The sequence below is a fragment of the Aerosakkonema funiforme FACHB-1375 genome (assembly GCF_014696265.1).
Lineage (GTDB): Bacteria > Cyanobacteriota > Cyanobacteriia > Cyanobacteriales > Aerosakkonemataceae > Aerosakkonema > Aerosakkonema funiforme_A.
Genome location: NZ_JACJPW010000054.1, coordinates 40054 through 55863, shown reverse-complemented (window position 1 = coordinate 55863; position 15810 = coordinate 40054). Strand labels below are relative to the sequence as shown.

Genomic DNA, 15810 nt, shown 5'->3' with positions numbered 1-15810 from the left:
TGATGGATGCTTCTCTATGTACTCTCTCAGTTGACTCATTTTGGGGAAGGTAAAACTCTATTTTACCATTGGCGATCGCAGTTTAGTTTATATGTTGGAGATCTCTAATGAAATGTCCTTAATCGTGTATATCAGAGCATCTGGTGATTTATGAGTGCGATCTCCTTTTCGAGTGCTTGTATAATCCAGTGTCCAGCATCGTATTACTGCCATAACGCTTCAGGCAGATAAAGTCGAATTTTCACGGTAAGTTGGGGCAAGTCTTTCGATAAGGTTCATCTGGAAAGAATTGTCGCCATTCCTGCTGGGTCAAATTGCGGTTGAGGCGGGCGCAAGCTTCGTTGGTTAGATCCTCTGGTCGCCAAAGAAAAATATGTACAGTATCGGAAACCTGTAATGCCAGATATCTTTGACTAAGTGCAACATTTCCAAAGTGCCGATCTCCAAAGTGCCAATCGGATGTGATTCGTACCCTTGGTCTACCAGTCTTCACCTCCCAGATATACATTGGACGTTCATCTGTATCCTCTACACCTATCATTGCCAAGTATTGCCCATCTGAACTAAGAGCTATTGAATCTATTCTGTAAAAGTTTTCAAAACTAATACGCCCAACTTCTTGACCAGTACTCACTTCCAAAACCCTGACTAAATCCAGGGATCTTGAACGTTCTGTAGTTACATCTTTACCTGATATTGCTAAATATTTTCCATCCAAATTTAAGGCAAATTTCTGGAATAGGGGATCATCAAAGGTATTATTAGGTATATTGACCAATTCTTTGCTATTAGCGCTTTCCGAAACTCGGAAAAAATTACCTAATCCTTCTGCATAATCTGTACATACGACAGTGAGATTTAGGTATTTTCCATTCGGGCTAAAGACTATTGCCTTCACCTCTCCCTTTTGATGTATGCTTTCTAATTGCTTTTTAGTAGCCACTTCCCACACTTTCAATTGTGTGTTTTCCTCTCGATTGGCAGCAGCTATATATTTGGCATCTAAACTCAAAGCAATAGTTCCTGGATTTAGCCCCAAAATCTCTTGTGGTATGCTAGCTACTTGATTACCAGTTGCAGTTTCCCAAATCTGTATCTCTTCAGTATCGACTGGGGCAATACCTTCGGCTTCGGCTTTAGCTTCGTTGTAGTTTGTTGTCGCAAGATATTTCCCATCAGGACTTAAGGCAATAATAGAGCTAGAGTTACTACATGGTATACTAGCCATCGGAGCGTTATCATTACCCCTAGTTATCTCCCATACTTGTATCCCTTCTGTATTACCTGTAGCTAAATATCTCCCATGCGAGCTACAAGCCAAATTTCTTTCGCAGAAACTATGATGAGGCACACGAGCTATTTCTTTACCAGAATTTACTTCCCATACTTGCACAATATAGGGATTGGTCAATGCTTCAAAATTTTTTGTATTGCCACTTAAAGTGGTCAAGTATTTTCCATCAGGGCTAAAAGCAACAGCCCTCACCCGCATTTCATTGAATTCGGACAGTCGAGCTACTTCCCTGGTAGTGGACACATCCCATACTTGTAGTATGCTCCCAGCAGATGCGGCTATGTATTTTCCATCAGGACTAAAGCCAAGGATTCCGAAGCTTTCATTGTAGCTTGTACCGCCTGTTATACGAATTACATCTTTGCTAGTTTTTGCTTCCCAAATTCGTATCTGTGCAGGATTTTCAGAATTTGTTCCAGCTAGGTACAAGTCTTTTCCATTTGAACTAAATGCAAGGGCATCTATCCTATCTTTTTGTAGAATACTAACCTCTTCTCTAGCCGTCGCTATTTCCCATACTCTGACTAGCTGCGTGTTTTCGTCCAAACATACTGTAGCTATAAATTTACCATCAGGGCTGAAGGCAGTCTTGGCGAACAAATTGCTTTGGCTTATATAGGGATGATATGCAACATCAAGGTTAGGTATGTTAGTAACTTCATTACCTGTAGCTACTTCCCAAACCTGTAGACGGGAGATGTCGTCTGAATTAGAACTGACTGTAACTGTAACTAAGTACTTCTCATCTGGTGGACTGAAGGCAATAGCTTGTTTGGTAACTACTCCAGATATATTGGTATATTTGTTGAGTGTAGTAACTTGTTCACCTGTATTTACTTTATATACTTGTACCTGTGTCGTTTTCCCCGATTCTATTTCCCCTGACTCTATAGTTACTACAGGTAAGTATTGCTCATGTTGGCTAATGTCAGTCGTTTTCCCCGATTCTATAGTTACCATAGCCAGGTATTGTCCGTTTGGGCTAAAGGCAACAGCATCAACTTGATGGGATATCTGAGTGATACGGCGCGGGAGCAAACTTAAACCACTACGCAGGGTGTTATCAGCTTCCAAGGAAGGAGATAGGCGTATAGATTCTATAGCAAGGAGAAGACTGCGAGGTAACAGTTTAACTAGCTGATTTCGTGCCAGCTCGGCTTGAGCAGCTAACTGGCGAGATACTGCTAACTTACGTCGCTCTTCAGCTTCTTTCAGTTCATCGAGTCGTTGTTTCTTGCTTTGTTTTACAAATTCTGTTTCTAGTTTGTTGAGCCAGTTATTATTAGGCGATTCAAGTACTTTTTCTAACCAAGCCAGACGATCAACTTCTCTAGTCCAAAGACCACCTTTTCCTGTTGACCAATCATTAGCAGCAGGCGTTAAACGTTGTTGCAGTGCCAAATCCCCCTGGCTCTGCTTGATCCATTCCTGAAGTTTGTCCCAGCCGCGTACTAGGAAATCGTGGGCAGGTTCGACGTAGGGTTCTCCTGTCTCCTGTCCCTTCACCAGCAAACGAGCTTTGACCAGCCGAACGCCCACCTGTGTCACACGCTTGTTCTCTTCCGAATCGGGATACACCAGTTCAGACTCTGGCACGCGTCGTCGTGCAACTCCTCCCCCCTCGATCGCCACCATTCGCAGCATCACCCGTTGCATCGTGGCTTGGTGTGCCTTGCCCAACGCTTCGCCAAACTCTCTAACGAGATTGTCATACTCCTCTGTTGCCCGACGGGTTAACGCTCCTGCCACTCCGCCGAGTTCGTTATAGTCTTCGATTCGCAAAGCGCGATCGCTACTGTTTGGATCTATCCACCGCTTAATCAGTTTGATGTAGAGTTCACTGAGAGTAAATGAGAGCAATGGCAAGGCTCCTGGCATCTGTCCCACTTCATCAATGAGTCTTCCCACTAAATCCGGTGGTTCAAAGTATAGGGCTTGTTTCCGTGCAGGCTGTTCGATCGCCTCTCGTAACTCATCGGAATTCATCGCTCGAACTGGAAACCGTCCCTTTCTCCAATGTGCCTTCAATGGCGAATCCAAAAATCGCGGTTCAAAATCAGATCGCAGTGTTGCCACGATATGCAATCGATGACGATGGCTTGCTAAAGTAATTGTGAGCATGGATAGGAATTGCTGCCACTCCTTCTGGTCAGAATCACTTTTTCCTTGATGTTCTTGAGCCATCGTAATCAATTCTTCAAACTGGTCAATTATCAGTAGCAGCTTGATATTAGGATTAATTTGACTCCAGCTTGCAATTACCTGAGTTAAATAGCGAGGGTCTTTTTGTAAATCACTAGCTAACCTAGCTACCCTTTTTTGAATGGTATTTTCTAAATTAGTTAATTCTTCAGAAGGACATATTTCTTGCAGTTGATTGAAATAATCCACAATCAACAATAGTTTTGCTTCTGGAGTAGAGTTATTCCAAGAGTCTGCTAATTTCGGAAAAGCTGCGTCTGTTTTTTCTGAATTACTCTGGTTCTGTTGAGCTTCCTGAGAGAGATCGCTGTTTTGCTTTAATTCTATCTTTGGTTTAAATACCTCATCAATACCTTTAATTTGGTTGAGTTGGGATAGCAAGTTAGCATCTTCAAGCGGTAAGATTACCCGTGCCAAAGCTGTGAAGGGAGACTCACTAGGACGCATAGGATCGAGAATGTACCACTTTTGTGCTTGTGGATCTTTTTCCTGCTTGTTTCGTAAGTAAGGAATTAGTCCCGCTTTGACTAGACTGGATTTACCCGAACCTGAAACCCCTAAAACAATGGTGAGAGAACGACCGGGCTTGGAAAGGCGATCGCTCAGTTCCTCCACCAGTGCTGTACGACCAAAAAAGAAGCGGGCGTGCCTTTCTTCAAACGACTCTAACCCACGATAGGGATTATTACTAGCATTTAGAGGTGGTGCAGGAGTGAGATTCTTTTTCGGGTCAAATCCTGGTTTAACGAAAATAAACTCGCCTCGATCAAATTCATGCCGTAATGACCAAAAGCCTGGGGTTTGCCGTTCACCTGTACTCCGGTTAACCTCTTTATCTACATAAAAATAGAGTTCCGGTGTAGTAATAACTCCATCTCCAGTTAAGTCGGCATTGAGTTTTTCATCTGTATGCCCTAATCCTTCGAGTAATGCTAAGGCAAAGGGAGAATGATTTGTGCCTGGGACGGCTCCCCGTTCATCTGTCACTAAATCTAATGCTTCTTGATCGTGGGCAGCAGATGCTATCACTTGCCAAGCAGGATAACGGATGAAGCGAGCATAATGTTCTTGGTGAATGCGTTCGTAAGCAGAGCCTAGCTTGCGGGTAGCCCAACGAAACATTCCCGCATAGCAACAATCTAAAATTACGAGTAAATGATGACAGTTGATGGTTTTAAAAGCATCATAAAGCTCCTGCATGGGCAGAAAGTTTTCGGATTGGTCATTTTCAGCATTCTGGAGATTGACTTTAGCATTCTGGGGAATGAGATATCCGGCTGGGCTACCATCTTTTCCTTTGCGAGTTATGCCATGCCCAGCAAAATAAAACAGCAGGCGATCGCTCTTTCTTACTTCCTTGGGCAAGGTCTCATTCAGCAGTGTTTTAATCGCCTCATAGGTTGCCTGCTCGTCATATAACTCCCAAATTTGGGAATACTTATATTCGTCTTTGAGGAGTTGAGCGATCGCTCTAGCATCGTTAACGGCTGTACCAAGTGGCTTAATACCGTTTTCAGGTCGGTAGGTATTGATGCCAATAACAACTGCTAGATTGCGAAAGGTTACTGCCATAATTGTAAATTTTTGTAATCTAAAATTGAGTTATATAAACATCTGCATCTGCCCTAACTCGTTCTCTAGAGCTAGTCCCTCGGTAGCTGCCCCATAGCCAGAGAAGTGAACAATTTGTGGCTCATAATCCAGTAAAGCACGTCGGAGATCGTCAGGGCGTACAGCCCATTTCGAGATGATTTCAAATCGATCTCGTTTTTTTGCTCGCTCTAAACCCGTTTGAATTTCACGAACTTCTGCATCTAAACGACGTTTATCTATATTTTGAGGATTAGCGGTGAGAATCAGAATTTTTTTAACAGTTTGGTCTTCGTCGTTACTGTCACCAAAAGCGTAATAAGTTTCTACATAAAATTTGTCGCTTTTCATCGCAGTCATTACCATATTTTCCAGACTGCGGATTCGTTCATCTTTTTCTGCCATCGCAGCTAGCAGAGATTGCAGGTCACCATAAGACAAAGAGCCAATCTCCTGGTATTTCTCAAAATACTCAGCACTGAGTCTGGAGCGATCGGTGTCCCCTGTGACTCTTGCTTGGAACCGAATCTTTTCTTCACCTCGCCCCTCTAATGCCACAACCTTTAGTCCTGCTTCAGGGTATTGTTCGGCTAATTGTTTGAGAGCGATCGCTGCAACACTTGGATCGATGCTTTCATGGTGATACAGATCCAGGGTTCTGAAGACTCCGACGATGCGACGGGGGTCAACGTTTTGACGATGGTAGAGATTGAGAGTTTTGATAATAGGAGCAATGAAGTCAGCAAAATCTCCTGCTTTGAAATTCTCGTTCTTATTATCGGGTTTTCGACAGGGATCGGGATCGTCTCTCGTTGGTAGTTGCATATAGATGAAATCACATTTCACCGCATCAAACGAAGTATCTGTTGAGATTGCCCAATTTTGGATATAAGCTCCGGTCAGACACGCATAGGTTAGATCGCTACGGTATAGTTGTGTCTGAACGAGCTTAGCTCTCGATAAATTTGTGTCTCTCAGCGTTGTTTCGCTCAGATCTGCACCAATGAAACTAGCGCCTGCTAAGTTCGCACCTTGTAGATTGAGACCCCGCAGGTTTAGATAGTCAAAACTTCTATCTTGACCATTCTTTAGAACTACCAACAATCTGACTTGAGGTATTTCCAAATATGTTCCTTCAATTCGAGCTTGCTCAAGCTGCTTTGCTTGAAACCAGCAGACTCGTGTGAGCCTTGCTTTTCTGAAGTCAGTGTTTTTAAGAATGGCTTGAGTGAAGTTAGTATCCGTTAAGTCTGCTTCTCTAAAACTTGTTCCTTTGCTTGTAGCCAGGTTGACGGCAATAGCCCGAATGAGCGAGTATTTTTCATTGCCAGCGATCGCCTGTAAGCCAACGTAATTGCTTAACACTTGCAAGACGATAGTGATGGTAATCGTTAGAGTCCAGTCCCAAACTGTTGCTTTATAAATAGGACTAACTCCAGCCAGAACACCCATTACTGCTCCAATAACAGTTCCAGTTGCAATGAATCCGACCAAAAACATACCAGCGATGGTTATTACAGTCGCAACTGCAATTGCTCCTAAAGCGAACCCGGCTGCCGAACCCGCAATTGCAACTGCCTTAACCAGAATTACAGCAATGACAATTTCAGTTTGCGAACCAGCCTACAGAAAAAGCGATCGCCAAATCATCCCGAATCTCTTGACGCATCCCAATCACATAGTTAATGTGCTCAACGATCGCATCCGCCTGCACCTCAGCATAACAAGCAATCCCCGTAATCTCTCATCTATTGCCCGCACTTCCCTGTCTAAGCGTAAGCGTGAAGTTCCTTGCGGATTGGCTGCTAAAATTAAAATTTTCTTCATAACTCTGGTTCAACCATTTTCATTTGTTACAGTTCAGCAGCGTTAATGGCGATCGATTGCAATAGAACGGAGTGAAATTGGTTTTATTGTTATCCTATGCCATTGCTAAACCTCGCCACGGTATTATCGGTGCTTCCAAATTTTGACAGTTGTGTCTGCACTACCGCTTACCAGAATCTGTCCATCTGAGCTGAATACAACAGAGTAAATTACATTATTATGTCCGAAAAGAGTATTTAGACATCTTCCAGAATCAACGCTCCATATTCTAATAGTATTATCCCAGCTACCACTTGCTAAAATATTACTGTTGGGCATAAACGCAACCGACTGCACTTCTTTTGAATGACCATAGAGAGTATGTAGTTCCTGCTTGGTTTCCAAATGCCACAGCTTTATTGTTTTGTCGTTACTACCACTTGCTAATATCTGACTGCTAGGGCTAAATGCAACTGATCTGACTGAACCAGTATGTCCAGAAAAAGTATGAAGTAAGCGCGATTTTTGGACATCCCATAGCGTAATTTTATCACCACTACAGCTTGCTAAAATTGCTCCATCAGGGCTGAAAGCAATGCTATCTACTAAACCTTGATGTTCGGGTAATGTCACTAATTCATAACCAGTTTGAACATCCCATATCTTAATTGTTCCATCATTACTGCCACTTGCAAGAATCGTTCCATTGGGAGCAAATGCAACAACATCAACCCACTCTGAATGTCCTACTAGAGTAAGCAATTCACGCCAGGTCTTAACATCCCAAAATTTGATAGTATTGTCACCGCTACCACCTGCCAGAATCTGATAATCGGCGCTAGAACCGAAAGCTAAAGAAGGAAAATCTTTCCCGTATCCACTAATAGAATGAATTAATTTTCCGCTTTCAATATTCCAAATTCTGATTGTATTATCACTTACAGTAGGAACTGTCATCCATCCTATTTGCAAACCTCCGGGAATGGGGCCGCTACTAGCTGCAACTAGTTGCCCATTTGGACTGATAGCACAACACCAAATGGTACCTTTGGCATCAGAGAGGGTTTGAGTTAAGACAAAATTAATATTGCGATCGCGGCAAAGCTCTACTTTCGAGCCTGCCGCAAGTGATTTGTCGATATCCAGTTGAATCTCAGCTCGCTTTTCTTGAGATAGCGTTTGATTATTGTTGATGATACTCGGTTTCGTTTTGAGAATTGGCTTTAAATGTTCTGGAATCAGAGTTTTGGCCACCATATTCGCCACTCCCAGTTTGCGTTCGGCTTCGGATACTGCTGAGCGCACTAATGAACTCCCGGAAATCTCTAGCTGAATTGCATTACAGCCAAACTCATAGGCCAGCTCAATCGAACAGGCATACCCCAAGGCACGGTAAAATCCTTTGGAGAAGGCGATCGCCGCATCATCTCGAATTTCCTGATTCATACCAATTACATAGTTGATGTGATCGACAATGGCACCTGCTTGCTCCTCTGAGTAACAAGCATTCAGTAACACGCATTCAACACTGCTAGAGAACAGCCGGAATAGGTTGGACAGAGCATCGGTACTTACCCAATGCTCTCGTCCCATATCGCTTTCAAACACCAAACCTTGCCCCCCACTTCCATGCCCGCAGAAATGGACAATCTGCGGTTGATGCTTGTGCAGCAGTTCTTGCAAATCTCCAACCCGCACCGCCAACTCATCCACCACCTCAAACTCTTCTCGATGGCGCGAATTCTCGATCGCTCGTTTTAAGTCCCGAATTTCGCGATCGAGGTTAAGGTCTTTTCGGGGATTGGATGCCAAAATTAGAATCTTCATGGAGATGAATGCACTAGTAGTAATTTAAATTACTCTTTTATATATAGAGTTTCAGCATAGCTTCTAAGCTAACCCAGCTAAAAGCCTATTCTTCTGCTCCCACAACAACAAAGGCTGCCCAGTAGCGAGGATGGCTATACTCAGACTGCGATCGCACAGTTTGCATCGCCTTCTGCAACGCGATTGCCTTGTTAACGTGCTGAAGATAGTTCTTGTAGAAGGCAACCATGAGTTCCATTGTTGCATCGTCACTCACACTCCACTGACTCACTACAACTGTCCGCGCTCCAGCAACCAAGAAGGCTCGACTCAATCCCAGCATTCCCTCACCAGTAATGCGCCCCAACCCGGTTTGACAAGCACTTAATACTACTAAATCGGCTGGAAGCGATGACGACTCAATCACCTCTTGTGCAGTCAATAGTCCATTTTCATGGTCTGTTGGTGAAAAGGCGACAAGAGAAGCTAGAGGATCGCTACCATAAGCAATTCCATGCGTTGCCAGATGCACGATGTTATGGCTTTGAGCCAGTTGTTTGACGTTGGCTTCAGTCGCTTTTTGACCAATCAGGAGCGTGTATTGCTGTTGGGAAAAGAGTTCGACGATTGACTTAACTTCTGCTTCAGCTCCAGGCAAGGGTTGCAGTTCAATCTTAACTCCATCACGATCGGGAACCATCGGCATAATCGGATTACCGACAGCCAAGATTTTTGAGTTAGCAAGTGGAGTGTAGCAAGGTTCTCGGCGAATTTCATTTAGTGTATAGGCAGAGGCAGCATAGATAAGAGACCAGCGATCGCCCATCCAAGTGCCATCTGGAAGCTGAAGTGCAGCAAAAGGTGCTAGCCACAACGAGCAATGAGGTTCAATTACTATAGGTGTTCCATCGGTTGGCAACACATCCGCTACTGGGGCAATGAGTTTTGCGTACAGGTCTTGGAGAAGTGTCTCTAATTTGACTGGCGTGCTACCTGGTTTGGCTGGTGGAACTGAACCTAACTTACGAAGCCCACGATTTACTTCATCTACGTTGAGTGCTCTGCGTAGATGAGTAACCCGATCGGCGATCGCATCTTCTCCCAATGGAACAACGTGACCCCGTACTCTTCCATCCGGCGTTACTGCAAAGATTGCCGTGCGATCGGAAAGTACATAGAAAACCAATCTCGCTAATGGTAATAATTGCCGATCTGCCTCAGCTTTCGGAACTATTCCTACTCCTTTCGATGAGTTGGATTGCGTAGCTGGTGCAGATTGGCGGACATCGAACTGATGGGATTGAGTATCCGATCCAGCTTGAGTATCGATGAAGCTAGGACGCTGACGCGCTCGACCTGACATCAAATCTTGCAACGCCTGTCCTCGTGCCTTTTCTGCTACGTCCAAAGCAGCTTTGTAATCCTGAGTGCCAGTCTGTGCCAGTTCCAAATGCACCGTTAACAGCTTCTCAAAAACATCTTGCACGTTTTCCAGAAACGCTACCTTTCCCTCATCTGTGCGGAGGTCTTCCTGACGGAAATTAATTAACTTCAAACTCTTATTAAACGAGTCGATCGCCTCACTCAACTCTCCAGCAACGTGCTGACAGCAACCTAATCCCCAATAAGCGTGCCATAATGTATCGCTATCGTTTTCAGCTTCCGCTAAATCTATTGCTCGTTGATAATTATGTTGTGCATCGGTAAACTGCTTTTGCATCAGGTGAAGACTAGCTAAACTGGCATAGGCTCTCGCCATACCGAGCTTATCGCTTGCTTTCTCGTAGAGCGCTAATGCCTGTTGATAGAGTTCGATCGCCTTATCAATCTGACCTCGATCCCGCGCAATACTGGCTAATAGAGCGATCGCACGTCGTTTCTCCAACGGGTCGGCATATTGCTCGAAAAGCGCTAGAGCTTGATTTAATTGAACTTCGGCATCGTCTATTTTGCCCTGTCGGCGATAAATTTCCCCAATGTTGGCGATCGCATAAGCCTTCAGGACTGGATTCGTATTAATCTGAGGATGTTTTAGTGCTTGCTCGTAAGCATTCAATGCGGGTTTTTCCTGGGGTTGTTGTAAATAAGCATTACCGATGTTCAGCCAAAGTTTGACCGCCAGCGTTTGGTCATTTTCATCAAATTCAAGCGTTTGGGCTACTTTTGCACTGTAGAGATCGGGAACGGGTTCAGGATCGCTGACAGCGTAACCTTTGCCGACTTGACTCAGCTGATTCACAACGTCTTCCAAATTAAAGATTGTGTCTTGCTCTAAGGCACGAAGGGCTGATTCATAAGCAATTACTGAATCTTGAATTTTTCCTTGCACTTGCAAGACTTGTCCCATGCGATTGAGGAGAACGGCAACAAGACGCGATCGCTCCATTTCTTCAGCGATTTTCAAGGCATTGGTATAAGCTTCAAGCGCATCTTGATAGTTGCGATCGGCTAGCGCGAGGTTTGCTTGATTAGCTAATGAGACAACTTCTTTATAGCGATCCACTTTTTCTTTTCTATTATCTTTAGTTACACAGTCATAGTTGTCAAAGCGAGCGTTGTAAATCCTGGAGAATTGACAATTGCCAGATTCACATCTCAAGTAACGACTATCTTCTAATTCATCGGTAAAAGTAAATTATCTTAAACAAATTTGCCAAATGTTCTTAAACTTATTAAATTAGTTTAATATAATTTTATTTAAGCAAAAGGCTCTAACAGCATCCCGTGAAAAAACATATAACCACCACCGAGTTTTTTTCTATGCCTAAATATTTAGCAAATATTTATTGCTAAATATTTGCCAAATTATAATCAACAATCTAAGTTGTTTTTGCGAAATGTGAGCATTAAGTATGTTATTTACTTAATAAAATTAAGTCCATTCCAAAACCGTATTTGTTATTACGGTTTTGGAATAATTTTTTTGAACTATTAATCTTCTTTAATTTACTTCCAAAAATGATTTCATCCAGACCCTTGGCACCATATTTTCGTGTTGTTAATAGACGAATAGTATCCCTTGGTTCAAATTTTACTGGTTCCCCCCAATCTGGCAACATTATAGAAATAGTTTCTTGACTTAAGTTACGATATAAAACGTTGATATAAAGTGCTTTTTCAGAGTCTTCAAATTTACATGGCTCTACAGAGTGCTCAAAAACAAGATTGGCAAAATCAATATTCATATTTGTGTACTGAAGCAATGTACTTGTAACAAATTCTTTAAACGACAAAGTATTTGCATACTCTTTAGCCGCTGCCTCTGCTGCTGCTGGTAGATTTGATTCAGTAGTCGCCACTTCTAGGAGAAGTTTGTCACCAGTACGCATCAGTTTTGAGATAGTTTGAAGTAGTTCTATATCATCTGGAAAATTAGCTAATGTATTTCCAAGAAGAGAAAATAAAATGGGGTCGTCATTGTCAATTCTATCGAGTAACTTCCGTAACTCAATAACATTACTTTCAATTGAAAAGTCAATTTGAATCGGTAGTACATCACTACCTTTTAGTGCAATATTTTTAGTTGCGTTCTTAACTCCTAGTCTTAACATTGTTGAGCTCATATCAACAGGAAAATAACGTATATTATGGTTACTACGCAAGCATTTCAAAATTTCATTATCTTTCTTCCCTGTTCCTACTCCTAAGCTTACATAATGATATTTTTGTCTTGTAAATTCTTCATTACAAATATCTTTCCAGCGTTTCTCAAAGGAACTGGTGCCATCCCTCATAACTGGGTAAAGTGGATCTCTACAAGTACTTTCCCAAGCCAGGGTTGAAACAATTCCCCAGTAGGAAAAACCAGATGGAACTTGTTTGCCCTCGCCTGTGGGAGAAAAGCTATGTCTTAATTCCTTTAATAGATCTCCAAGTTTGTCTGATTCATCTTCGCCTGTAAAACAAAGGCTCCACTTCAACTCTGATTTATTAAAATAATCTTCTAAAAGATGATTTAAAAAATCAGGAAGTTCTTCACTACCTTCAGCAACAGTATGTGGTGTTTCCGGAGGAGAGTCAGGAGATAATGTACGTCTGACCATAATAGGCTTTAGATGTTCAAAAATGGCAGTGTTATCAGAAGTAGTTGCGATACCCAATTTTCGTGTTAGTTTTTCTTTTTCTGCTGTTTTTAGTTTATTTAATTTAAGGCGAATCATAAGGCAGCCATGCTGATAGCACTTTTCAATCTCTTTTCCATACCCTAACCATTCATAGAAACCCTTAGAAAATGCGATCGCGGCATCATCCAGAATTTCTCCTTTCATGCCAATTACATAATCAACGTGATTAATAAGTTCTTGGGCTTGTCTCTCGGAATAGCAAGCATTCAGTACAACACATTGAATAGATTGCTCTGATCGAAACAACTCGGTTAAAATTGATGTTTCAACTTCTTCTTCTCTCTTATCGCTCTCAAAGATTAAAGCTTCACCATTGCCATGTCCGCAAAAATGGACAATTTGTGGTTTATTTTCTATCAATATACGTGATAACTCATCAACAGGCGCTGATACCTTATCTATCACTTCAAACTTTCCTTTATCCTTCGATTCTTCAAGTGCATTCCTTATTTCTCTGACCTCATCACTAAGGTTGAGGTCTTCGTATGGATTTGCAGACAAAAGTAGGATTTTCATAATAGTTACGCGGGTGATTATTTGTCTTTCTACTACAACTTCAGAGGCTCTCCCGGATTTATGGTGATAACAAAATCTTATTTAAATGTAGGGTGTGTTAGGCACGGGCGATAAATTCGGCATTTCAATCCATAAATAAGTTCCCGTGCCTAACGCACCGTTTCCCTAGTTTGTAACACAAATGAACATTTTTCCCCATTAACCCGAAAGAGCCCTTCAGGATTAACCCATTACCCTTGCTAGAATAACTAACAAGATTGAGATATTGTTTGATTATTCAGTGACGGTCAGGTTAATCTGTTTTGTTGTCCACTCACGGCTAGGAGATGCAGCTACAGATAACTTTCTAGTTGGCGGTTGCTCCTCATCAATTGCCGCTAAAAGAGCATCTAACGGATTCCCAGAACGATTTATTCCTTTGGGTTTGATTTCTTCATCAAGTGAGGGTAGTTCTAACCAACGAAAGTTTGCTTGGTCAACTGTCGCAAAAACTTTCACATTATCTTCACCCCCTGAAGTAGCTGGAATTGGTATAACTTCTTTTTTCCCTGCCTCAATTGTGATAAAGTTTTCGCCTTTACCTGGGTAAATTTGTTCCACTGACCAATCAGAAGCGATATCTAGAACAGCAACATTGAGATCTTGAAAGGAAGTATTTTGAATTGATAGGAATACATATTCACCTTTCTTTACAGTTGGGTTGCTCGGATCGGGAATTGGATTTAACTGAGATTTAGGTGGAATATCATCTCCTAACTCAAAACTGTCTGATGTTCCTAGCCACTCAAGAATTAGCTTTCCTGCTAAGGGTGAACCTTTATCCCTGTTATCTAATTCTGCTGTAGCATGGTATTTCGTTAAATGAACTAATCGTTTCACGATTGTTGCAGCAGCATCGGGGTCACTTATTTTTACAGGAGCAATGTTTTTATATGGATGTCCAGCGCGATCGCAAATCTCATATTCTCCCTTGTCATTTACAGCTAGTTGATAAGCAACTCCCTCATCATCATCTTCTGTTACTTTTTCTTCTGCTAGTTCCACCCAACCATTGCCAGGAAGAGCTTCTTTGATTGCCTTAAAAGCATCTTTTGCTGCTTCTTGGTCAACGAGCGAAACTTTGCGAACAAGATTAATTGAAGGAGAAACTAAAACTGCTCGATCTCCATCTTCAATTTTAAGCTCTTGACCCTCAATTGGTTTAAGCTGACACAGAGATTCTGTTGCTCCCCTTTGAATAATTGTCGCTATAGCCGTCCGATTTTCTTTATTTTTTAAATCAGTTACGGTACGAGGATAGATAGCAAATTCTGCTCCTTTAGCAACACCATTTACCTGTCCTACGCCTAACTTAGCTTGCATTTCACCTGTTTCTGTATCTTTCTCAACCTTCAAAACTGGAACGGCATGGACAATTTCAGCAAATTCATCGCCAAAAATAGTCCGATTTACCTCACCCATTGAGATGGGAGTTTGTTGTGGAAATTGACTGTGGATTTTGGCATTGATGCGCTCGAACAAATCGTTATAAGTTTGTCCGGGGTTTTGTTGTCTTAAAGTATCTAACAACCAATAGGTAAGCGCCCCGTTTCGTTCTTTAGTCTCCCGATTGAAAGCATACTCGTAAGCAAACTCATTCTCACGACAGGCTGCTAGCAGCACGTAATCTCTAGCTGCACGTAGTCCAGATGGTTTTAATCCACGAGGCGTTTCTTCAGTAACCGATCGCCAAGTTTCTGCTAACGTTTCTACAGGTGCTACCAGTTCTTGCCCTGGTTGCAGAGGTTTATCATCAATTCCTTCTCCTCCTCGAATTTCTACATCCCCTCGCGTTGCGCCCCCAGAATGACAGCAATCTAATACCACCGTAACTATTAGTCCTTTATCTACCAATTCCTTTAACAATTGTCTCAGGTCGAGATCGCGGAGATACTGTCCTTCTGAAGTCCCAATATCTGTAGGAACCAACCCCTCATCAATGCCATCCTCACCTTTAATAGATGGGAAAACAGTCTTTGCCCGTCCACCGTGACCTGAATAGTGAATATATACCTGCGAACCTTTTGGAGCCTCTTCTTTCAGCTTTCTGAAAGCATCGATCATATTCTGACGAGTTGGTAGTTTTTCCGGTGATTCTAGTGGCTTACTAGGTTCCTTTGGGTTGCTAATTGAAGCTGTCAGTTTCCAAATCCGTTCTTTTGGAACTTGACGCTCATCAATTAAGAAAGCTTCTACATGATTAATATCTCGTACACACCCACCAAGACTTTTGTACCGACTACCATCTGGTAATATGTTTGGCATATACGAGTCAATTCCGATTAATAGAGCGTATAAATTTGGTGTTTGAACAATTTCGTCAGCCATATCTAATACCTTCGTGACAATGATTAAAAAGATAAAACGGCTGGATTAGTAATGTTTTGGCAGTGTAACCTAAATACTAGAACAAACTCTAATCCAGCCACAAAT

The 15810-nt window shown here is 42.3% G+C and carries 6 protein-coding genes and 2 pseudogenes; 1 reads left to right on the top strand and 7 read right to left on the bottom strand.

All coding sequences use genetic code 11. From position 1 onward, the window contains the following. Positions 1-241 precede the first annotated feature (241 nt). From H6G03_RS20705 to H6G03_RS39815, 3 genes and pseudogenes are all read right to left on the bottom strand, one after another. The gene (locus H6G03_RS20705; RefSeq protein WP_190467679.1) at positions 242-5068 is read right to left on the bottom strand and encodes an nSTAND1 domain-containing NTPase; all 4827 of its coding nucleotides are present in this window, start codon (positions 5066-5068) and stop codon (positions 242-244) included. 39 nt (positions 5069-5107) lie between these two features. Then, a pseudogene (locus H6G03_RS39820) lies at positions 5108-5437 on the bottom strand (pentapeptide repeat-containing protein); the annotation flags it as partial. A gap of 546 nt (positions 5438-5983) precedes the next feature. Next, a pseudogene (locus tag H6G03_RS39815) lies at positions 5984-6538 on the bottom strand (pentapeptide repeat-containing protein); the annotation flags it as partial. 55 nt (positions 6539-6593) lie between these two features. On the opposite strand from H6G03_RS39815, the gene H6G03_RS20695 reads away from it, so the two are divergent. Then, positions 6594-6959 (top strand): hypothetical protein, encoded by a 366-nt coding sequence (locus tag H6G03_RS20695; RefSeq protein ID WP_190467671.1) that lies wholly within the window; start codon positions 6594-6596, stop codon positions 6957-6959. A gap of 77 nt (positions 6960-7036) precedes the next feature. On the opposite strand, the gene H6G03_RS20690 is transcribed toward H6G03_RS20695, so the two are convergent. From H6G03_RS20690 to H6G03_RS20675, 4 genes are all read right to left on the bottom strand, one after another. Beyond that, positions 7037-8719, bottom strand: coding sequence for a CHAT domain-containing protein (locus H6G03_RS20690; RefSeq protein WP_190467668.1), 1683 nt, complete (start codon positions 8717-8719; stop codon positions 7037-7039). Positions 8720-8804: 85 nt separating this feature from the next. Further along, entirely contained in the window at positions 8805-11201 is a 2397-nt protein-coding gene (locus H6G03_RS20685; RefSeq protein ID WP_190467666.1) for a CHAT domain-containing protein, read from the bottom strand. A gap of 352 nt (positions 11202-11553) precedes the next feature. After that, a complete protein-coding gene (locus H6G03_RS20680) occupies positions 11554-13338 on the bottom strand; it encodes an L-histidine N(alpha)-methyltransferase (RefSeq protein WP_190467663.1) in 1785 nt (594 codons plus the stop codon). A gap of 273 nt (positions 13339-13611) precedes the next feature. Next, on the bottom strand, positions 13612-15705 hold the full coding sequence (locus tag H6G03_RS20675; protein WP_190467660.1) for a caspase family protein: 2094 nt from the start codon (positions 15703-15705) through the stop codon (positions 13612-13614). Between the last annotated feature and the right edge of the window lie 105 nt (positions 15706-15810).

Bases quoted from the DNA above. Each gene is read 5' to 3' on its own strand.
- H6G03_RS20705 (WP_190467679.1), bottom strand. From the start codon at position 5,068: ATGGCAGTAACCTTTCGCAATCTAGCAGTTGTTATTGGCATCAATACC.
- H6G03_RS20675 (WP_190467660.1), bottom strand. From the start codon at position 15,705: ATGGCTGACGAAATTGTTCAAACACCAAATTTATACGCTCTATTAATC.
- H6G03_RS20680 (WP_190467663.1), bottom strand. From the start codon at position 13,338: ATGAAAATCCTACTTTTGTCTGCAAATCCATACGAAGACCTCAACCTT.
- H6G03_RS20695 (WP_190467671.1), top strand. From the start codon at position 6,594: ATGGTTATTACAGTCGCAACTGCAATTGCTCCTAAAGCGAACCCGGCT.
- H6G03_RS20690 (WP_190467668.1), bottom strand. From the start codon at position 8,719: ATGAAGATTCTAATTTTGGCATCCAATCCCCGAAAAGACCTTAACCTC.